We start from the raw sequence: 20476 nt of genomic DNA on the forward strand, positions 1-20476 counted from the left end.
TACTGAGTCGGGTTCAAGGTCATATTCCAGCGAAGCTAAAACTCTTCTTCTCCTTATCGGCGAATCTGCGCCAGACTATAGCCGGCAAAGCCGAAAATCCATTCGACCTCCACAATCGATGATGATCGCGTTCCCCTAATGGCCAACGAAACCTGCGCACCGACATCAACACCCACTACTCTGGATGCCTGGGTATCACTCCTGGACGCTGTTGATTTGCCGATCCCGCAAAACAGCCATGAGCGCGTATTCAAGACGATCAACGACAGTCGCCGCTCATTGCGCGAAATTGCCGAGGTCATGCAGGACAGCCCGGCGCTGGCACTCAGGCTGATCCGCGAGGCCAACCAACACGTCCAGAGCAGCCTGAGCGAGCCTGCCGAAAGCCTTGAAGTGGCCATCAACCGCCTGGGCCTCAAGCGCACCCAAGTGTTGCTCGAACGCGTACCCGCACTGGCGATCGAAGACATCCCGATGGCCTATCGACAAATCCAGCTCATCAGCCAGCACGCCGCACAACAAGCTATCGGGCTGTTCGGCAATCGCCTGGCGCGCCTCTGGCAAGAAATCTACTGGAGCAGCCTGCTGTTTCTGTCGCCGTTATGGGCGTTGGCGCTCACTCACCCGCTGCTGCTTGAAGCCTGGGAGCGACGGGTGATCGAGCAAGGGGTATGTGCCAAAAAGGTCGAGCTGGAGCTGTTTGGTGTTCCGCTGTTTGATATCTGCCGCACGCTGGCCGAACTCTGGCGATTGCCCGCCTGGGTGATGCAGGGCTATACGGTCATCACCGACGAGCGCCGCACGCTGGTCAAGGTGCTGCACATTGCCCGCGACACTCATCATCCGCTGCGCCAGCAACAGCACCTGGACGCCGATCCCGAGCTGCGCCGCTGGTTCAACCAGCCCGCCAACAGCGTGCTGCTGGCCAACTGCCTGGCGCTTTCAGCGCAACAGGCATGGGACACGCCGCACAACTTGCGCTGGCAGTACGTCACCAGCCTGTACCTGCAAATGCCGCTGGATGACATACAACAGCAAGTGCACCAGCACGCGGTAAACAGCGGGCGCTATCACTCGATGCCAGAACTCTGGCACCCGGCCCAGGCGCTGCTCTGGCCATGGGATGCACGCCGCACCCGCCACAGCTCGCTGGCCGCGCCGCCCCCCTCGGCCGAGGCGCTGGCGGCGTGGCGCAGACATTGCGGGCAATTGCTCGAGCAACCCAGCGCATTCAGCAACCCGGTGCACCTGACCACTTGCGCCCGCGAAGCCCTGCTGGCGTGCGGCATGCGCCGAGTGATGCTGCTGACACCCGACAAGACCTCAACCGCCCTGAGCGTGAATCAGATAGCCGGACTGGCAAAGACAGCCTTCGACCTGAACATCGCCATCAACGAGAGCACCGCACTCCAGCGCTTGATGGCGCAACCGGCTCAGGTACGCCTGACACCCGAGAACAATGGCGTCATATCCGCGGTTTTACCCTACAGCCTGCGCAGCCTGTTCCCTGGCGAGCATCTACTGTTACGCTCCCTGAGCAACAACGGCCGCGTGGTCATGCTGGTACTGGCAGACCAGGGCGGCGGACCCTTTTCGGAAACCAGCGTGCAGGCATTCGGCAAAACGGCCCAATGCATCGAGAAAGCCCTGAATAGCTTTAGTAGTCGCGGGCGCTAGCGCTACAATCCCCCCTTTTTTGCTCTGGAGGCTTCACATGCCTGGCTTCTCTGGCTTGCCGTTAGTGATTGAACCAAGCGACCTGTCCGCCCGGCTCAACGCTCCCGAACTGATCGTGGTCGACTTGACCAGCGTCGCGCGTTACGAAGCCGGGCATATTCCGGGGGCTCGCTTCGTCGACCCGAAGCGCACGCAACTGGGGCTGCCACCGGCGCCCGGCCTGCTGCCGACCCAGGCGGCGCTCGAAGCGTTGTTCGGCGAGTTGGGGCACAACCCCGATGCGGTCTACGTGGTGTATGACGACGAAGGCGGCGGCTGGGCCGGGCGCTTTATCTGGCTGCTGGATGTGATCGGACACAAGGCTTATCACTATCTGGATGGCGGCATTCATGCATGGACAGGTGACGGTTACGCCGTCAGCCAGGATGTACCCGCTGCAGCCGGTGGCCCGGTGGCACTGACCCTGCACGATGAACCCACCGCAACCCGCGAGTACCTGCAAAGCCGTTTGGGCGCCCCGGATCTGGCGATCTGGGATGCCCGCAGCGAAGCCGAATACACGGGCGAAAAAGTACTCGCCGCCAAGGGTGGGCATATCCCCGGCGCGAAGAATTTTGAATGGACCGCAGGCATGGATAAAACCCGCAACCTGCGTATCCGCACTGACATGGCGCAGATCCTCAAGGATCTGGGCATCACGCCAGACAAAGAAGTGATTACCCACTGCCAGACTCACCACCGTTCTGGCTTTACTTATCTCGTTGCCAAATCGCTCGGTTATCCGCGCGTCAAAGGCTACGCCGGCTCTTGGGGCGAATGGGGCAACCATCCCGATACCCCTGTCGAGCTGCCTGTAAAAAATTAAGGACCTTGAATGAAAACGCGTTTGTTCCTCCTCAGTCAGTACCTGTTGCCGCATCACCTGCTGTCACGCCTGGCCGGCTGCATTGCCGAGTGCCGCGTGCGCTGGTTCAAGAATGCATTCACAACCTGGTTCGCCAAGCGTTACCAAGTGGACATGTCCCAGGCACTGGTTGAAGACGTTACCGCCTACGAGCACTTCAATGCCTTCTTCACCCGCGCCCTGAAAGACGGCGCCCGCCCGCTGGATCAAGCTCCGGGCGCCGTATTGAGCCCTGCCGATGGCGCTGTCAGCCAACTGGGCCCGATTGAACATGGTCGCGTGTTCCAGGCCAAAGGCCACAGCTACAGCGTGCTGGAACTGGTGGGTGGCGATGCCGCTGTGGCAGCACAGTTCATGGGCGGCGACTTTGCCACCATCTACCTGTCACCAAAGGATTACCACCGCGTACACATGCCGTTGGCAGGCACCTTGCGCGAGATGATCTACGTGCCGGGCCGCCTGTTCTCGGTTAACCAGACTACCGCCGAAAACGTGCCGGAGCTGTTTGCCCGCAACGAGCGTGCCGTGTGCATCTTTGATACCGAACGCGGCCCGATGGCCGTGATTTTGGTGGGTGCCATGATCGTGGCGTCGATTGAAACCGTATTTGCCGGCCTGGTCACGCCGCCTAAACGCGAGCTGAAAACCTTCCGCTACGACGAAGCTGCACGTGCGCCGATCCACCTGGAAAAAGGTGCCGAGCTGGGTCGCTTCAAACTGGGTTCGACTGCAATCGTGCTGTTCGGTGCCGATCAAGTGAAGTGGGCTGAAGGCCTGGCGGCGGGAACGCCGGTGATGATGGGGCAAGGCATTGGCGCACCGGCTCACGCCGAATAAACCCGACGCCTGACCCTGTGGGAGCGGGCTTGCTCGCGATGCCATCAACTCGGTGAATCTGATTTACCGAGGCGCTGCTATCGCGAGCAAGCCCGCTCCCACCGTTCGTTTTAGCCCTGGCTGTTACGGTCGCGCTGGCCCAGCAGGTACAGCACACCATCCAGGCCCAGAGTCGAAATGGCATGTCTGGCCGATTTTTTAACCAGCGGCTTGGCGCGGAATGCCACACCCAGCCCGGCAATTGCCAGCATCGGCAAGTCGTTGGCACCATCACCGACCGCAATGGTCTGCTCCAGGCTCAAGCCTTCCTTTTGCGCCAGCTCACGCAGCAAGTCCGCCTTGCGCTGTGCGTCGACAATCGGCTCAACTGCAACACCGGTCACCTTGCCATCCACCACTTCCAGCTCGTTGGCGAACACATAGTCGATGCCCAGCTTCGCCTGCACCTGCTTGGCAAAATACGTGAAGCCGCCCGACAGGATGGCGGTCTTGTAGCCCAAGCGCTTGAGTTCCGCGAACAGCACTTCGGCGCCTTCGGTCAGGCGCAGCGAGGCACCGATGGCATCCAGCACGCCCACATCCAGACCTTTGAGCAGCGCCATGCGCTCCTTGAAGCTGGCCTTGAAGTCCAGCTCACCGGCCATGGCGCGTTCGGTGATTGCAGCCACCTGGTCACCCACGCCCGCAGCCTTGGCCAACTCGTCGATCACTTCGGCTTCGATCAGGGTCGAGTCCATGTCGAACACCGCCAGACGGCGATTGCGGCGGAACAGGGTGTCTTCCTGAAGCGCGATATCTACACTCAGCTCTTGGGCCAGGTTGAAGAAATCGGCACGTAGCGCATCAATATCCGCAGGCTCGCCGCACACACGCAGTTCGATGCAACTTTTGCTCAACTGCGTCGGGGCGTCCAGCGGTACACGGCCAGACAAGCGATCAGTCTGTTCGATGTTCAAACCGTGCTGGCTGATCACCGATGTCACGCGCTGCAACTCATGGGCAGTCACCTGGCGGCTCATCAGCGTCACCACATGACGGGTCTGGCTTTGCTCATTGACCCAGCGCTGATAATGCTCTTCGCTGATCGGGTCAAAACGCAGTTGCAGCCCCTCTTGGGCGATCAATGGCTGCAGGTCTTTGAGCACCGCCGACACCAGCTCTGCTTGTGGAATTTCCACCAGAAAACCCAACGACAAAACGCCATGGATGGCGGCCTGACCGATGTCGAGAATATTCACACCATTGCTGGCCAATACACCGGTAATGGCCGCAGTGAGACCCGGACGGTCCTCACCTGTGATGTTTATCAGGACGATTTCGCGCAAGGCACACCCCCATTCGCTAAAAAAAACGCATTCTACCCACTTTCAGTGACCATCGGGCACCGCCAAGGCTTTGCCGCCTTCAGGCTGCTCGCTATACTGCGCACCAACTTAACGGACTAAGAGCCGCGCTCAGTGAACCGGCCATTGCCTGTCAAAACCGATAATTTCTTCCTGCTGATCTTCCGGGCCCTGCGTGATCGCCGCGTTCCGATTGCTCTGCGTATCGCCAGCCATAACGTGATTCTGGTCGCCCTGGCGCTGGTCATTTATGCCGTGGTGATGGGACTGCAATTCAAGCAGGCCATGCACGAGCAGGCAGATGCCCTGGGTCAGAGCCTGACCACACAAACCGCCACCTCGGCGACCGAGCTGCTGGTGTCCAATGACATCCTCAGTCTCAACGTGCTGCTCAACAACCTGACCAAAAACCCGCTGGTGGCCCACGCGGCTATCTACAGCGTCGATAACCGCATCCTCGCCGAAGCCGGCCAGCGCCCTAAAAACGGCTTGCTGGGCGAAACCGAAGGCGTGTATCAGACCAAGATCACCTTTCAGGATGTGACCGCCGGGCATCTGCGCATCAGCCTGGACATGCACCAGTTTGAGCAGCCGATGACCATCAGCCTGCAGAGCATGGGTATTTTGAGCGCCATTCTGCTCGCCCTGGCCCTGGCCTTGAGCTTGCGACTGGGACGCCACATCACCACGCCGCTGCTGCAATTGCGGGTATGGTTGCGCGAGCCCGATCCTTACACCCCGGCCATTCAGCGCCAGGATGAAATCGGTGATCTGGCCCGCCAGCTTCACAGCCGCCTCGCCCCTGCGGCGCCAGAGCCGGAACCCGAGCCAGAACCGGAAGAAGACTACGACGACAGCGACTACGAAGAAGCCGAAGACAACGAGCCGACCTTCGAAGTGCGCTACCTGAGCGATCCGACGTTCGATGAAGCGCCTGCTGCGCCTGCTCCCAAAGCCGCTCCCCGGCAGTTGGTCAGCACCGCAGAAGACGAAAACGACGACGAAGACCCGTTCGCTGACTTGCGCGACACCAGCACAGCCACTGCTGCGCCGATTGCGCTGGCCAAACCAAAACAGGTCGTATCCGCTGCGCCACAGCCAAGCGCCGTACTGGCGGTGCAGCTGGGAGCACAGGAACAACTGCGTCGCCTGCCCCGCGCCCGCCTGATGGAACTGCTGGAGCGCTATCGCGATTGCCTGAACCAGGCAGCTTCGCTGTATCAAAGCGAGCTGCATACGCTCAACGATGGCAGCACGCTGATGCTGTTCCATAGCGAAGACAGCGGCGACGATTACCTGACCAACGCCATTTGCTGCGGCGAACTGCTGCGGGCCCTGGGTCACGCCTTGCAGATCGAAGTCGCGGACAGCGGCATCACCCTGCAATTGCAACTGGGTCTGGTGCTGGGCGAAGGACTGAACGGCATGAGCCAGATTGATTTGCTGCTGACTGAAGTCGCACAGGACGCCCTGGCGCTGTCGCAACACAGCCGCAACTTGCTGCTGGTGGAGCGCAAGATCAGCGACGATCCGCTGATCCGTCAGCGCGCCCGTATCCGCCCGATTGCCAGCCCTGAAGGTGCCTGCTGCGTCGAGCGCCTGATGGAGCCTTATCCATCCATGCTTGAGCGCCAACTGGCACGGATGCATGAGAATCGTGGCTGACGGCTTGCTCCCGTAGAGGCAAAAAAAATCCCGCACATGTGCGGGATTTTTTGTTTCGGGTTACGGCCTCAGAAGCGAAACACTTCCATATCCGTACGGATCGGTGAAGCCATCGGAATTCGAGGCTTCTCCGCACCCTGCTTCGGTGCAGCCTTGGTCTCGGGCTTGCGCATCTCAACCAGCGGCGGCTGGTTGGCCAGTGGCTTGAGCGCCACGGCCAATTGCTCGCTCAGCTGTTGCAACAACTGACCTTGAGCCTTGACCTGATCCGCCGTGCTGCCCCCGTGTGGCTGCTCCAGGTGAACAATGCGGTTGTCACGCACCTGACCGCGACGGTCGATCAAACGCCATTGCGCATCCAGCACCGCAGGCAGGTTCTTGCCCGAGTCCAGGCGAGTGATCGACAACAGCACCTGCACATCCGGGCTGAAGCCCGCCGTAGCCGGTGCCAGGACAACCCGCTGGCTGTCCAGACGCCACGCCAATTGACGTACCAGAAGTTGATCGATATCCGAAGACAGGCTGCCAGCCCATCGACCATCAGTGGCCGCACTCAGACTGCCATCGGGCTGACGTTGCAGCAGGGTTTCACGCTGCAGGTAGTCGGCCACGCTGATCGGGCCAAGTACCACGGCCATGCCTGCGCTTTGCGCGGGCTGGCCCGGGGCGCCGCTGTCCAGCTGGTACAAGGCCGCTGGCTGGTGCGTGGTGCACCCCGCCAGACCCAGCACACCGGTCAGCAACGCAATTAAAGGAAGGCGTAGAACGTTCATCATTCCATCCAGGTGGCCGCCATAGGGCCAGCCACAGTGTGATTCTCGAAAGGTTTGCAAAGCACATTGCCATAAGCCGTGCAGCAAACGCGGCATATCATCCGCGAATATTGGACCTGACTCCAGCGTTGTCGCGCCGATCTGCGCGTAAAAACCCAGATCGGGGGCGCTAAACAGCCTTAATTGGACGTTTCTACCAACAAGGCATCCACACGCTGGAAACCACGGGGCAGCTTATTGCCACGACGGCCGCGCTCGCCTTTGTAGTGCTCCAGGTCGTCAGCCTTGAGTGACAGTGTGCGCTTGCCGGCCTGCAATACCAGCGTGGCGTTGTCTGGCAGCACGGCGAGGTCGGTCACGTACTCTTCACGACTGGCCACGCGCTCACCGGAAATACCGATGATCTTGTTGCCTTTGCCTTTGCCCAGTTGCGGCAAGTCGCTGACTTTGAAAATCAGCAGACGACCTTCCGTGGTCACGGCCGCCAGCCAGTTGTGCTCGCGATCTGCCACAGGTCGTGGCTGCATGACTTGCGCCCCTTTAGGCAGGCTGAGCAGCGCTTTACCGGCTTTGTTCTTGGCTTGCAGGTCTTCACCCTTGACCACAAAACCGTAACCGGCGTCGGACGCGATGACGTACAGCGCATCGTCTTCAGGCAACAGCACGCACTCGAACGTCGCACCCGGCGGCGGGGTCAGGCGCCCGGTCAACGGCTCGCCCTGGCCACGGGCATTGGGCAGTTTGTGAGCAGGCTCAGAGTAACTGCGCCCGGTCGAGTCGATAAACACCGCGAACTGGTTGGAGCGTCCGGAGGCCGCTGTCTTGTAGCCATCCCCTGCCTTGTAGGACAGGCCGGTAGCGTCAAGGTCATGGCCTTTGCCGCAACGAACCCAGCCTTTTTCCGACAGTACAACTGTGACGGCTTCAGTCGGGACCAGCTCGTTTTCAGACAGGGCCTTGGCTTCAGCACGGGACACAATCGGCGAACGACGGTCGTCGCCATAGGTTTCGGCATCGGCCAGCAACTCGGTACGCACCAGCTTTTTCAGCTTGGTTTCGCTGCCCAGCAAGGTTTTCAGCTTGGCTTGCTCTTTGCGCAACGCATCCTGCTCGGTGCGCAACTTCATCTCTTCAAGGCGGGCCAATTGGCGCAGACGCGTGTCGAGGATGTAGTCAGCCTGGATTTCGCTCAGGGCAAAGCGCGCAATCAGCTCGGCCTTGGGATGCTCCTCGGTGCGGATGATGTGAATCACTTCATCGAGGTTCAGGTAGGCGGTGAGCAATCCGTCCAACAGGTGCAGGCGGCGCTCGACTTTATCGAGGCGGAACTGCAAGCGACGGCGTACGACATTGACCCGGAATTCCAGCCATTCCACCAGCAAGGCGCGCAGGTTTTTCAGTTGCGGCTTGCCGTCCAGACCAATGATGTTGATGTTGACCCGGAACGTGGACTCAAGCTCGGTCACGGCGAACAAGTGTTGCATCAGCTCGTCGAGATCGACTTTGTTATTGCGCGGAATGATCACGATACGGCACGGGTTTTCGTGGTCGGACTCGTCGCGCAGGTCGGTGACCATTGCCAGCTTGGTTGGCTTGGCCTGCATCAGGGCCGCGATCTGCTCCAGTACTTTGGCGCCCGATACCTGATGGGGCAGCGCAGTGACCACAATGTCGCCGTCTTCGATGTGATACACGGCACGCATGCGCACCGAACCACGGCCGGTCTGATAGATCTTCAGCAGGTCGGCACGGGGGGTGATGATTTCAGCTTCGGTCGGGTAGTCCGGGCCCTGGATGTGTTCGCACAGCTGCTCGACCGTGGCCTTGGGCTCATCGAGCAAACGCACGCACGCGCTGGCAACTTCACGCAGGTTGTGCGGCGGCACGTCAGTGGCCATGCCCACGGCAATGCCGGTGGTGCCATTGAGCAGAATATTGGGCAAGCGCGCAGGCAAAACCGCAGGTTCGTCGAGGGTCCCGTCAAAGTTGGGCACCCAGTCCGCCGTGCCCTGGCCCAGTTCGCTGAGCAGCACTTCGGAATAACGGGACAAGCGCGCTTCGGTATAACGCATGGCCGCGAACGACTTGGGATCATCCGGCGCACCCCAGTTGCCCTGGCCGTCGACCAGGGTGTAGCGGTAGCTGAACGGCTGCGCCATCAACACCATCGCTTCGTAGCACGCCGAGTCGCCGTGGGGGTGGAACTTGCCGAGTACGTCACCGACGGTACGCGCCGATTTCTTGTGTTTGGAATCAGCGTCCAGGCCCAACTCGCTCATGGCGTACACAATGCGCCGCTGTACGGGCTTGAGGCCGTCGCCGATGTGCGGCAAGGCCCGGTCCATGATTACGTACATGGAGTAGTTGAGGTAGGCCTGTTCGGTGAAGTCGGCCAGTGACCGGCGTTCTACGCCGTCCAGGCTGAGATCAAGGGAGTCGCTCATGCGGACCTCATTCAATTCGTTGTCTGGCGCAGCAGCATGGTGCCGCCGCGCTGGGTAAATTCAAGTTTTTTCAGCGCACTCATGCCCAGCAGCACTTGTTCGCCTTCAAGCCCTGGAGCAGCCACTGCACGCACGTCGCGCAGCACAATGGCGCCCAGTTGCAGGCGGTCGATGCGGGTCTGATAGCCCTGAGTGCGACCATTGGCAGTGTTCAGCGTCACAGGGACACCTTTGGGCAATGCCAGTTGCCTGGCCAGCTCCACCGGCACCGCCACATCGGTGGCGCCGGTATCGAGTAAAAATTCCACCGGCACGTTGTTGATCCGGCCGCTGGCAACAAAATGACCCTGGGCGTTGCCGAGCAGTTTGACTTCGATATAACCCTCGCCCTGTTGCGAGGAGACTTCGGTGTTGGGGTTTTCCTGACGCTGTTCCCAGCGCCCGAAAAACTGCGCAGCCAGATACAAACCGGCGCACCAGGCCACAATCATAAAGACCCGACCCACACCTTTACCCGGCGCTTGCTCGCTCATGACTTGGCACTCCAGCCACCTTGCGGGGCAGCAAAGCGCCAGACAATGGGGCGTTTTTCGCCATCGGCGCGTACATGGTTGCCGTTATCGACGCCGATCCAGGCACCTTGGGCATCCAGGCTCAAGGCCTCGGTATTGCCATAGCCACTGTTGTATAGCCGGTTGTCGGTCAATGAATCGTTGGCAAACGACCAGCAGCGTTCGATTTCACCTGTGTCCAGGGTACGACGACAAATGCGGTAGGCCATGCGTTCAAGGGTGAACAGCTTGCCTTCGAACAGCGCCAGGTCGGCAAAATCCTTTTGCTGCGCCTTGGCCTTGAGTTGTGGCGGCGCCTGTTCAAGGCCCCCTTCACTCATCAAGACGCAACCGTTTTCGCAGTCCCACACACTCTGCTTTTTGCGGATCGTCAGCAAGCCGCGGCGCTCGCGCTCGGCCGCCAGCCAGATCTGGTTGCCCTGCGGGTTGACGGCGATACCTTCAAACAGCGCATTGAAATGCAGCAGCATGCCGCTGGCCCGGGCCTGACGGACCAGCGAAGGGTCGATCTTGAGCCACACCGGTTGGCCTGCCGGCGGAACTTGCAACACCGCCGCATGGGCTTCACTGACCACATAACGGTTGCCCGCGTCGTCGCAGCTGATGCCTTCAAAATCCAGATTGCCGCCGCGCAACGGGCTAATGGCTTTACCCATCATGCGTACACCCCACGGCAAACCGCTTTCGGGCGGCGGCGGAACATCGATGTTCAGGGCCTCGGCGCTCCATTCGGGGTAGCGCTGATCAAGACGATAAATCTGATCGTCATCACGATCGGATACCGCCCACAACTCACCCGAACACAGGGCCAGGCCAGACAGGTTGCCACCTCGCATGCCTTCTACCGGATGCTCCGACTGCATGACCAACTCTGGCCAGGCAGTGGCCATTACTGGCGCAGCACCCAACCAGAGCAGCCCCAGCAAGGCACTGCGCATCAGGTCAGCACCTGCGCCAGGTTGCCTTTGGATTCAAGCCAGGTCTTGCGGTCACCGGCGCGTTTCTTGGCCAGCAGCATGTCCATCATCTCTGACGTGGCGGCGAAGTCTTCAAGGGTCAGTTGCACCAAGCGACGGGTGTTTGGGTCCATCGTGGTTTCACGCAGTTGCGGCGGGTTCATCTCACCCAGCCCCTTGAATCGCGTGACCTGTGGCTTGCCGCGTTTTTTCTCGGCGACCAGTCGGTCAAGGATGCCATCACGCTCGGCTTCGTCCAGGGCGTAGAAAATCTCCTTGCCCAGGTCAATGCGGTACAACGGCGGCATCGCCACGTAAACGTGACCGGCGTCCACCAGCGGACGGAAGTGCTGAACGAACAACGCGCACAGCAAGGTGGCGATGTGCAGACCGTCGGAGTCGGCGTCGGCAAGGATGCAGATTTTGCCGTAACGCAATTGGCTCATGTCAGCCGCGCCCGGATCGACACCGATCGCGACGGCGATGTTATGGACTTCCTGACTGGCCAGGACTTCGCTGCCGTCAACTTCCCAGGTGTTGAGGATCTTGCCGCGCAACGGCAGGATCGCCTGGAATTCCTTGTCTCGTGCCTGCTTGGCCGAGCCGCCTGCGGAGTCACCTTCCACCAGAAACAGTTCAGAACGCATCGGGTCCTGCCCGGCGCAGTCGGCCAACTTGCCCGGCAAGGCCGGCCCCTGGGTAATCCGCTTGCGCTCGACCTTCTTGCTGGCCTTGAGCCTGCGCCCGGCGTTGTTGATTGCCAGCTCAGCCAGTTGCATGCCCAGCTCGGGGTTGGCATTGAGCCACAGGCTGAAGGAATCCTTGATCACACCCGATACAAACGCCGCCGCTTCACGGGAGGACAGACGCTCTTTGGTCTGCCCCGAGAACTGCGGCTCCTGCATTTTCATCGACAGCACGAACGCAATGCGCTCCCACACGTCTTCGGGCGCCAGCTTCACGCCGCGCGGCAGCAGGCTGCGGAACTCGCAGAACTCGCGCATCGCATCGAGCAAGCCCTGACGCAGACCGTTGACGTGAGTACCGCCTTGAGCCGTGGGGATCAGGTTGACGTAGCTTTCCTGAACACTGTCACCGCCTTCAGGCAGCCACAGCAAAGCCCAGTCGATGGCTTCTTTATTACCGGCCAGGCTGCCGCAGAACGGCTCATTGGGCAGGCGTTCAAATTCGCTGACCGCGTCAACCAGGTACGAGCGCAGACCGTCTTCGTAATGCCACTCGACCTTTTCGCCGGTGTTTTTGTCTTCAAAGCTGACCAGCAGCCCCGGGCACAGTACAGCCTTGGCCTTGAGCACATGCTTGAGGCGGCTGACCGAAAACTTGGGCGAGTCGAAGTACTTCGGGTCCGGCGCAAAGTACACGCTGGTACCAGTGTTGCGCTTGCCGACCGTACCGATGACTTCCAGATCGGTCGCTTTATAGCCATCGGCGAAGGTCATCTGGTATTCGTTGCCGTCACGCTTGACCTTGACCCGAACCAGTGTCGACAGCGCGTTGACCACCGAAATCCCCACGCCGTGCAGGCCGCCGGAGAACTGATAGTTTTTGTTGGAGAACTTGCCACCCGCGTGGAGCTTGGTGAGGATCAGCTCGACACCTGACACGCCCTCTTCAGGGTGGATGTCCACAGGCATGCCGCGCCCGTCATCGCTGACTTCCAGCGAGTGATCGGCGTGCAGGATGACTTGCACCGACTTGGCGTGACCGGCCAGGGCTTCGTCGACACTGTTGTCGATGACTTCCTGGGCCAGGTGGTTGGGCCGACTGGTGTCGGTGTACATGCCGGGGCGTTTGCGCACCGGGTCGAGGCCCGAGAGGACTTCGATGGCGTCGGCGTTATAAGAGCTAGCGCTGGGAGTGGCCATAGGGTCTCGTCGTTAGTCGTAAATGAAAAATAAGGGCCATTCGACGGGTGCCTCAGAGGGCCGCGAAGTCGATGGTTTGAAACTGTTCGGCGCCAATCCCTGCAAAATTCAACAGATCAGGCAGTTGCTGGGCAAAACCTTGATAACTGTGGTCACCGCCCGCCTGAATACGCAATGTACACGCCGCGTAGTACTTTTCAGCGTAGCGGTAGTCCAGGGTTTCATCGCCAGTTTGCAACCACACCTGATACCGCTGCGGGTCTTGGGGGGCTGCCACTTCGAGTTCGGCCAGGGCTTGAACGTGATCGTGGGTCAATTCCCAGGTTTGGCCGCTGTAGTGGTTGGTCTGCGTGCCCAGATAACCGTCGAACATCCGATGCGGGCTGACGGCCGGGTTGACCAGCAAGGCCTTGAGGCCATGTTGTTCGGCCAGCCAGGTCGCATAGTAGCCGCCGAGCGAGCTGCCTACCAGCAATGGGCGGCCCAGCTGGCTGATTGCGGCCTGCAATTGGGCCATTGCCTCACGCGGATGGTGGTGCAAGGCAGGCACCCGCAGCTGCTCGGCAAGCCCCATGCGCTGCATCACCGAGATCAACTGTGTGGCCTTCTTGGACTCGGGGGCACTGTTGAACCCGTGGATATACAAGATGGAACCCGACATGCGATGACCCCCGAAGACACATTAAGCTGAACACAGCATCAAGAAAGACGCGCAGTTTAGCCTGACTCAGGGGCAATGACTCGCTTCAAGATATTTCAGTAATTGTTGGCGCTGTAATCCGGCTCGAACGAGAAATCAGCCAGGCGTGACACGCCGGTTTGCAGCGTGCCATCAGGCTGCAAGCGCAACCAGCGATAGCCCGGGGCCTCGTTGCTGACCTTGAAGTCCGGGCTGGCGACAGCAAACTGGATGCAGGTCGAGGGCGATGCCAGCAACCGGACACCGTTGCGTTGCTGATCGAACGGCTGGTGGACATGCCCCCAGAGCACCGCCCGTGCTTGTGGATAACGGTCCATGACCGACCAGAAATCCTTGGCATTGCGCAGACCGATCGGCTCCAGCCATTGGCAACCCACCGAGACCGGGTGGTGATGCAGGCACACCAGGTGATGGCGTTCGGGGGCTTCGCTCAAGGATTGCGCCAGCAGTTGCAACTGGTCGTCTTCCAGATAACCGGGGGTGGAATGGGGCACTGCCGAGTTGAGCAACGTAATGCGCCAATTGCCGATATCGACCACGGGCTCAAGCAGACGGCTTTGCACGGCAGCTTCGCGCATCTGCGCAACTTGGTCATGATTGCCAGGGATCCAGCGGGCAACGCCGCCCAGCGGTGACGTCATCCTGCGAAAGTGCTGATAGGCCTCGACGCTGCCGTCCTGGGTCAAGTCGCCCGTGGCCAGAATGCCGTCGATGTGCGGTTGTTCGGCGCGAGCCAGATCGATCACCTGCTGCAGGCTTTGCGCAGTCTTGAGGCCGAGCAGGGAACCGTCTGCGTCAGCAAACAAATGGCTGTCAGACAGCTGCACCAGCAGCACCGCATCTTCGGTGGTCAGCGTGGATACATTCGGCAAGATGACTCTCCCGGGGGGTGTTGATTTCAAGGCTAGCGTACTTCTGCGTATTCATGCCCGCATGCCAGGCAATGGCTGAGCCACTCACCCAGAAACACATTGAGCTGGGCTTTTTCGTCGGGCTGGTGCATGGCGATGTTGGGATACGGGTAGATACTGCGAAAGCGCCGGGCGTGCTCGGCAGCAACGACTTCAGCCATGCGCGCATCGTGATAAACCTGAACCTGCAACTCGGGCACCGGCAACCACGGCAAGCTGTGTTCCTGACGGATGCGCAGGGTGCTGGTGTACGGGCAATCGAGGATCACCTCAAGCGTCAGCACGCCCAGCATCTGGTCCCCCTGAGTCACGGCAATCCGGCGCGGGCCAGGTTGCTCGCGCATTTCAGGCAACAAACGCATCAGGCGCGCATAGTTGGCCTCGCAGGCAGCCTGCAAACCGATCAGATCGACTCGATAACGATCGCGAACCCCATTTACGACCATAACCCCCTCACTTCAGCGCGATTAAGCGCCAGCCATTGCAGGGCAATAATGCTCGCTGCATTGGAAATACGTCCATCACGTACAGCTTGCAGCGCATCTTCGTACGCCCATACCGTTACACGAATATCTTCTGCCTCTTCTTCCAGCCCATGCAAGCCCCCCACACCCAAGGTGCTGCAACGCCCCAGAAACAAGTGAACAAACTCGGTGCTGCCCCCCGGCGAAGGGAAATAGCGGGTGATGGGCCACAGTGACGAGAACGTAAGACCGGCCTCTTCTTCGCCTTCACGGTGAGCGACTTCTTCGGGCACTTCAGCCTTGTCGATCAGCCCGGCCACCAACTCGATCAACCAGGGCGTCTGGGTCTTGCCCAGGGCGCCGACCCGGAACTGCTCGATCAGCACCACTTCATCGCGCTGGGGGTCATACGGCAATACACATACCGCGTCATGGCGCACAAACACTTCACGACTGATCTCACGGCTCATGCCACCGGCAAAGAGTTCGTGACGCAGGTGCACGCGGTCCAGTTTGTAAAAACCCTGATAACCGTTCTCGCGCTTTACGATCTCAACGGCACTTGGCGTGGCCTTGGTGATGTCAGTCATTGCAAACCCCTTACTGGCGAATTTCACCGGGGTGGCCCTCGGCATCGCGCATCCTAACGCGCCTGCGCCTGCGGATGCAGCCTCTTTTATGACGCGGGGATAGACGGATCGCCTGCAAAACAACTCTAATTGACTCTATCAAGCTTAGTGGCGAACCGATGCCCATGCTGGCAGTCGAACCACCATAATTTTCTCTTTCTTTCGACGATGAAGGACGACCATGTCGCTTTTAAAGTTTGCCTCCATGACTTGCATCGCCCTGACCCTGGGTGCTTGCCAAAGCGTGTTTCAACCTTCGGCACAAAAGCCGCTGGCGTTTACCAATGACGCCTCGGAGCAGGTCAAATCCGGCTGCACTGGCCCGGACTGCCCGCTGGTGAATATCGACACCCTGCACTTTGCCGATGCTCCCAACCTCGACGCGCTGATCGAAAACCGCCTGTTGAAGATGACCGTAAACTCGCCCGACGACAAACTGGCGCCATCGCTCAACGCGTACCGCGAGCATTTCCTGCGCACAGCCGACAGCCGCAACAGCACCTACTTGCAAGCCAAGGTACGCGAGGAGCATGACGGTCTGGTGATTGTCGAGTTGTCCAGCTACCTGGACACCGGCGGCGCTCATGGCATGCCGGGGCGCGGCTTTATCAACTACTCGCGCAAAGAGCAGAAAGAAGTGACCTTGCAGGACATGCTCTTGCCGGGCCAGGAGCAAGCCTTTTGGGGGGCTGCAAAAGTGGCCCACAACAACTGGTTGATCAACAGCCATTACAGCAGCGACCCGGAATACGTCAAAAACTGGCCGTTCCAGAAAACCCCTAATGTGGCGTTACTCAAGGACAACGTGGTCCTCAAATACGACGTGTACAGCATTGCGCCGTACTCTGAAGGTCATGTTGAACTGAAGATCCCGTACTCGCGCCTGAACGGGATTCTGAAACCGGAGTGGTTCCCGGGCCGCGGGTAATCACCCCATATCCCGTGGGAGCGGGCTTGCTCGCGATGCAGACAGCTCGGTGCATCTGGACAACCGAGTTGCCGCTATCGCGGGCAAGCCCGCTCCCACCAAGTCATGCAACCGCTTTTGAGCGCCCTGCCACCCACTGCAACAACCCCGCCAGCAGCAACGCCGGCAACGTCGCGCCCACATCAGGCATAAAGTTCGCCAGCAGGTGATAAGTCACCACCCCGCCCGACCATGCCAGCAAGGTCGTCCAGCGCAGCAGGGTCGGTGCGACCCGGGCACTGCGTTTGCGCAATATAAAATGATCCACCAGGACCACCCCGAACAATGGCGCGAACACCGAGCCAATCAGCAGCAGGAAGTTCTGGTACTGCGCCAGCGGCGCAAAGCAGGCGATCAAGGTGCATACCACACCGATAGCCAAGGCCAGATGCTCGACTTTCAAACGCAGCAACATCCCGCCGGACACCGCCGCCGAGTGAATATCGGCAAATGCGTTTTCGGACTCGTCGAGCAAGATCAGCAGCAGTGGAATCCCCAGGCCTGCCCCCGCCAGCGCCAACAGCAGCGCATTCACTTCACCGCTCGGCGCAAACGCCAGGGTGTAGGCCACGCCCAGGCTCATCAGCCAGAAGTTACCAATAAAGAAGCCCAGTGCCGTACCGCCAAACACACTGTTGGCGCGCTTGCCGAAGCGCGAATAATCCGCAATCAACGGCAACCACGACAGCGGCATGGCAATGGCAATGTCAAAACCCACGGCAAACGGCAGTGAGCCATCGCCCTTTTGTGACCACAATTCGGGCAGGTCGGCCTTGGCGAACAAATTCCAGGTCAACCAGATGCAAGCCGCCAGCAGCAGCCAGATGCCCCATTTGCGCAAGACCTTGCGCACAAAGGTCAAAGGCCCGCTGACCGCAAGCAGCGTGGCCAGGGCGCCGAAAAACAGCGTCCACATCAAGGGGTTGTTCAACCAGCTGCCTTCACTTAAGGCCCGTGCACCCAGCAGGCTGGCCGCATCGCGCATCACAATGATTTCGAACGAGCCCCAGCCGATCAGTTGCAACACGTTGAGCACGGCAGGGAGCATGGCGCCGCGGCTGCCGAGACTGAGTTTCAGCGCGGCCATTGACGACAGCCCGGTGTCGCTGCCGATCACACCGACCGAGGCCAACAACGACACGCCGACCAGCGTGCCGAGAAAAATCGCCAGCAATGAACCCGAAAGGCCCAGCCCCGGCGCAAGCAACGCGCCGGTCTGCAACACCATCAGGCCTATGCCGAGGGAGAACCACAGGGAAAACAGATCTCGACCGCCGAATACGCGCCGGTCCTGAGGGACAGCAAGGTCGGGAGAGTAGGTACTGGGTGTGTTCAATGGGTTGAATCTCACAAATAGAGAGTTGCCTGAAAGCCCTGTGGGAGCGGACTTGCTCGCGACAGAGTCGACACGGTTACACTCAAAGACCGTGACGTCTGCATCGCGAGCAAGCCCGCTCCCACAAGGGAACTGCTCACATCACACTTTTTTGTACAGCTGGCTGCCTTCCTGCTTGAAGCGCTCGGCCTGTTCGGCAAGGCCCTTCGCAACATCCACATCGATGGCATCGATGCGCTGGTTGGCGGCGTAGATACGGACTTCCTGGGTGATTTTCATCGAGCAGAATTTCGGCCCGCACATGGAGCAGAAATGCGCGACCTTGGCCGAGTCCTTGGGCAAGGTTTCATCGTGGTACGAGCGGGCGGTGTCCGGGTCCAGACCAAGGTTGAACTGGTCTTCCCAACGGAACTCGAAGCGTGCCTTGCTCAAGGCGTTGTCACGGATCTGCGCACCCGGATGGCCCTTGGCCAAGTCGGCGGCGTGGGCCGCAATCTTGTAGGTGATGATCCCGGTCTTCACGTCATCCTTGTTCGGCAACCCCAAGTGTTCCTTGGGCGTGACGTAGCACAGCATGGCGCAACCGAACCAGCCGATCATGGCCGCACCGATGCCCGAAGTGATGTGGTCGTAACCCGGTGCAATGTCGGTGGTCAGCGGGCCGAGGGTGTAGAACGGCGCTTCGTCGCAGCACTCCAGTTGCTTGTCCATGTTCTCCTTGATCAACTGCATCGGCACGTGACCGGGGCCTTCGATCATGCATTGCACGTCGTGCTTCCAGGCAATCTTGGTCAGCTCGCCCAGGGTTTCCAGCTCGCCGAACTGGGCCGCATCGTTGGCGTCGGCAATCGAGCCCGGACGCAGGCCGTCGCCCAGCGAGAAGCTGACGTCGTAGGCCTTCATGATTTCGCAGATTTCGTCGAAATGGGTGTAGAGGAAGTTCTCTTGGTGGTGCGCCAGGCACCACTTGGCCATGATCGAACCGCCACGGGACACAATGCCCGTCACACGCTTGGCGGTCAGCGGTACGTAGCGCAGCAGCACGCCGGCGTGGATGGTGAAGTAGTCGACGCCTTGCTCGGCCTGTTCGATCAGGGTGTCGCGAAACAGCTCCCAGGTCAGGTCCTCGGCCACGCCGTTGACCTTCTCCAATGCCTGATAAATAGGCACGGTGCCGATCGGAACCGGCGAGTTGCGGATGATCCACTCGCGGGTTTCATGGATGTGCTTGCCGGTGGACAGGTCCATGACCGTGTCCGAACCCCAGCGAATGCCCCAGGTCAGTTTGGCCACTTCTTCTTCAATCGAAGAGCCCAGCGCACTGTTGCCGATGTTGCCGTTGATCTTCACCAGGAAGTTGCGGCCAATGATCATCGGCTCCAACTCAACGTGGTTGATGTTGGCCGGGATGATGGCGCGACCGCGGGCGATTTCTTCGCGCACGAATTCGGCGGTGATTTCTTTCGGGATGCTGGCGCCGAAGCTGTGGCCAGGGTGCTGCTGATCCAGCAGACCTGCCGCCCGGGCTTCCTGCAGCTTCATGTTTTCGCGGATGGCGACGTATTCCATCTCGGCGGTGATGATGCCCTGACGCGCATAGTGCATCTGGGTAACGTTGGCACCGGCCTTGGCCCGACGCGGGTTTTTGACGTGGGCAAAACGCAGTTTGGTCAGCTCTGCATCCTCCAGGCGCATTTGCCCGAAGTTCGAACTCAAGCCCGGCAGGCGCTCGGTATCGTCACGGTCATCGATCCAGGCCGAACGCACATCGCCCAGGCCTTTGCGCACGTCAATTTGCACAGACGGGTCGGTATACGGACCCGAGGTGTCGTAGATCAATACCGGGGCGTTCACTTCGCCGCCAAAATCGGTGGGGGTGATATCCAGGCTGACTTCACGCATCGGCACCAGAATGTCCGGGCGCGAACCCTGTACGTAGACTTTTTGCGAGCGGGTAAACGGCTTGACCGACTGCTCATCGACCTTGGCCGAATCACTGAGGTTGATCGCGTTTTTTGGTTTTGTACTCATCACGGCTCTCCAGACTGCATCCAGGCGGATTGTCGGAGGGAGAACCTGAAAAATGTACGGATGCACCCAAGGACTGGGTGCTGAGCGACGGCCTCGAACAACTGATCATTTTTTGACCAATTGATCCCGGACAGCACTCAAGAGGACTCGCCGGGAGACGAGAAATCTTGTTCCCTACGCAGGCGTTAACCTGATCAGGTTCAACGGGATCCGAAATTATTCGATCTCAGCCTCATAGCAAGGCACCCCGACAAGAACCCGGCCAGTCTAGACAAGAGTGAGGCAGAACGCCAATCCCACAATTAATGCAGTGATGAAAGGCGTAACAATGGCATTGTTGCAAGGTGCCACCACTACTACACTCGCTACGGCTTGAAACCG

At 59.9% G+C, this 20476-nt stretch carries 17 protein-coding genes and 1 riboswitch; of the genes, 5 read left to right on the forward strand and 12 right to left on the reverse strand.

Translation table 11 applies throughout. From position 1 onward, the window contains the following. Positions 1-138: 138 nt before the first annotated feature. Genes AACY07_RS11085 through asd form a run of 3 tightly spaced genes read left to right on the forward strand, consistent with a single transcriptional unit; the run spans position 139 to position 3418 of the window. Positions 139-1677 (forward strand): HDOD domain-containing protein, encoded by a 1539-nt coding sequence (locus AACY07_RS11085; RefSeq protein WP_339474812.1) that lies wholly within the window; start codon positions 139-141, stop codon positions 1675-1677. Positions 1678-1714: 37 nt separating this feature from the next. Further along, positions 1715-2542, forward strand: coding sequence for a rhodanese-like domain-containing protein (locus AACY07_RS11090; protein WP_339474813.1), 828 nt, complete (start codon positions 1715-1717; stop codon positions 2540-2542). 9 nt (positions 2543-2551) lie between these two features. Then, positions 2552-3418, forward strand: coding sequence for an archaetidylserine decarboxylase (gene asd / locus AACY07_RS11095; protein ID WP_339474814.1), 867 nt, complete (start codon positions 2552-2554; stop codon positions 3416-3418). 110 nt (positions 3419-3528) lie between these two features. Here the strand turns inward: asd and serB are convergent, their stop codons facing one another. Beyond that, the gene (gene serB, locus AACY07_RS11100; protein WP_339474816.1) at positions 3529-4743 is read right to left on the reverse strand and encodes a phosphoserine phosphatase SerB; all 1215 of its coding nucleotides are present in this window, start codon (positions 4741-4743) and stop codon (positions 3529-3531) included. A 132-nt stretch (positions 4744-4875) separates the two neighbouring features. Here serB and AACY07_RS11105 point away from each other — a divergent pair, with 132 nt between their 5' ends. Beyond that, positions 4876-6426, forward strand: coding sequence for an AhpA/YtjB family protein (locus tag AACY07_RS11105; protein WP_339474817.1), 1551 nt, complete (start codon positions 4876-4878; stop codon positions 6424-6426). Between the two features lie 68 nt (positions 6427-6494). On the opposite strand, the gene AACY07_RS11110 is transcribed toward AACY07_RS11105, so the two are convergent. The 9 genes from AACY07_RS11110 to AACY07_RS11150 form a co-directional block, all read right to left on the reverse strand. Next, complete coding sequence (locus AACY07_RS11110; RefSeq protein WP_219262140.1) at positions 6495-7199, reverse strand: PqiC family protein; 705 nt, start codon at positions 7197-7199, stop codon at positions 6495-6497. Positions 7200-7378: 179 nt separating this feature from the next. Then, entirely contained in the window at positions 7379-9643 is a 2265-nt protein-coding gene (gene parC, locus AACY07_RS11115) for a DNA topoisomerase IV subunit A (RefSeq protein WP_339474818.1), read from the reverse strand. 11 nt (positions 9644-9654) lie between these two features. Next, positions 9655-10176 (reverse strand): retropepsin-like aspartic protease family protein, encoded by a 522-nt coding sequence (locus tag AACY07_RS11120; protein WP_339474819.1) that lies wholly within the window; start codon positions 10174-10176, stop codon positions 9655-9657. Beyond that, positions 10173-11153, reverse strand: a complete 981-nt coding sequence (locus AACY07_RS11125; RefSeq protein ID WP_445261372.1) for an esterase-like activity of phytase family protein — start codon at positions 11151-11153, stop codon at positions 10173-10175. Before AACY07_RS11125 ends, AACY07_RS11120 begins: the two co-directional genes overlap by 4 nt. Next, positions 11153-13057, reverse strand: coding sequence for a DNA topoisomerase IV subunit B (parE, locus tag AACY07_RS11130; protein WP_133076660.1), 1905 nt, complete (start codon positions 13055-13057; stop codon positions 11153-11155). Before parE ends, AACY07_RS11125 begins: the two co-directional genes overlap by 1 nt. 52 nt (positions 13058-13109) lie before the next feature. Beyond that, on the reverse strand, positions 13110-13718 hold the full coding sequence (locus tag AACY07_RS11135; protein ID WP_133076661.1) for a YqiA/YcfP family alpha/beta fold hydrolase: 609 nt from the start codon (positions 13716-13718) through the stop codon (positions 13110-13112). A 95-nt stretch (positions 13719-13813) separates the two neighbouring features. Next, on the reverse strand, positions 13814-14629 hold the full coding sequence (cpdA, locus tag AACY07_RS11140; RefSeq protein WP_339474820.1) for a 3',5'-cyclic-AMP phosphodiesterase: 816 nt from the start codon (positions 14627-14629) through the stop codon (positions 13814-13816). A 32-nt stretch (positions 14630-14661) separates the two neighbouring features. After that, positions 14662-15114 (reverse strand): DUF1249 domain-containing protein, encoded by a 453-nt coding sequence (locus AACY07_RS11145; RefSeq protein ID WP_133076663.1) that lies wholly within the window; start codon positions 15112-15114, stop codon positions 14662-14664. Continuing rightward, entirely contained in the window at positions 15105-15722 is a 618-nt protein-coding gene (locus AACY07_RS11150) for an NUDIX domain-containing protein (protein WP_326427502.1), read from the reverse strand. The genes AACY07_RS11145 and AACY07_RS11150 overlap by 10 nt, the downstream gene beginning before the upstream one ends. A gap of 220 nt (positions 15723-15942) precedes the next feature. Between AACY07_RS11150 and AACY07_RS11155 the strand changes: the two genes are divergently transcribed. Next, positions 15943-16689 (forward strand): RsiV family protein, encoded by a 747-nt coding sequence (locus tag AACY07_RS11155; RefSeq protein WP_339474822.1) that lies wholly within the window; start codon positions 15943-15945, stop codon positions 16687-16689. Positions 16690-16792: 103 nt separating this feature from the next. Here the strand turns inward: AACY07_RS11155 and cytX are convergent, their stop codons facing one another. Together cytX and thiC are read right to left on the reverse strand one after the other, a co-directional pair. After that, positions 16793-18064, reverse strand: coding sequence for a putative hydroxymethylpyrimidine transporter CytX (cytX, locus tag AACY07_RS11160; RefSeq protein WP_339474823.1), 1272 nt, complete (start codon positions 18062-18064; stop codon positions 16793-16795). 141 nt (positions 18065-18205) lie between these two features. Continuing rightward, a complete protein-coding gene (thiC, locus tag AACY07_RS11165) occupies positions 18206-20095 on the reverse strand; it encodes a phosphomethylpyrimidine synthase ThiC (RefSeq protein ID WP_326397242.1) in 1890 nt (629 codons plus the stop codon). Between the two features lie 154 nt (positions 20096-20249). Continuing rightward, positions 20250-20355: riboswitch (TPP riboswitch) on the reverse strand. Positions 20356-20476: the final 121 nt, after the last annotated feature.

This window comes from Pseudomonas sp. RL_5y_Pfl2_69 (genome assembly GCF_963970465.1).
GTDB lineage: Bacteria > Pseudomonadota > Gammaproteobacteria > Pseudomonadales > Pseudomonadaceae > Aquipseudomonas.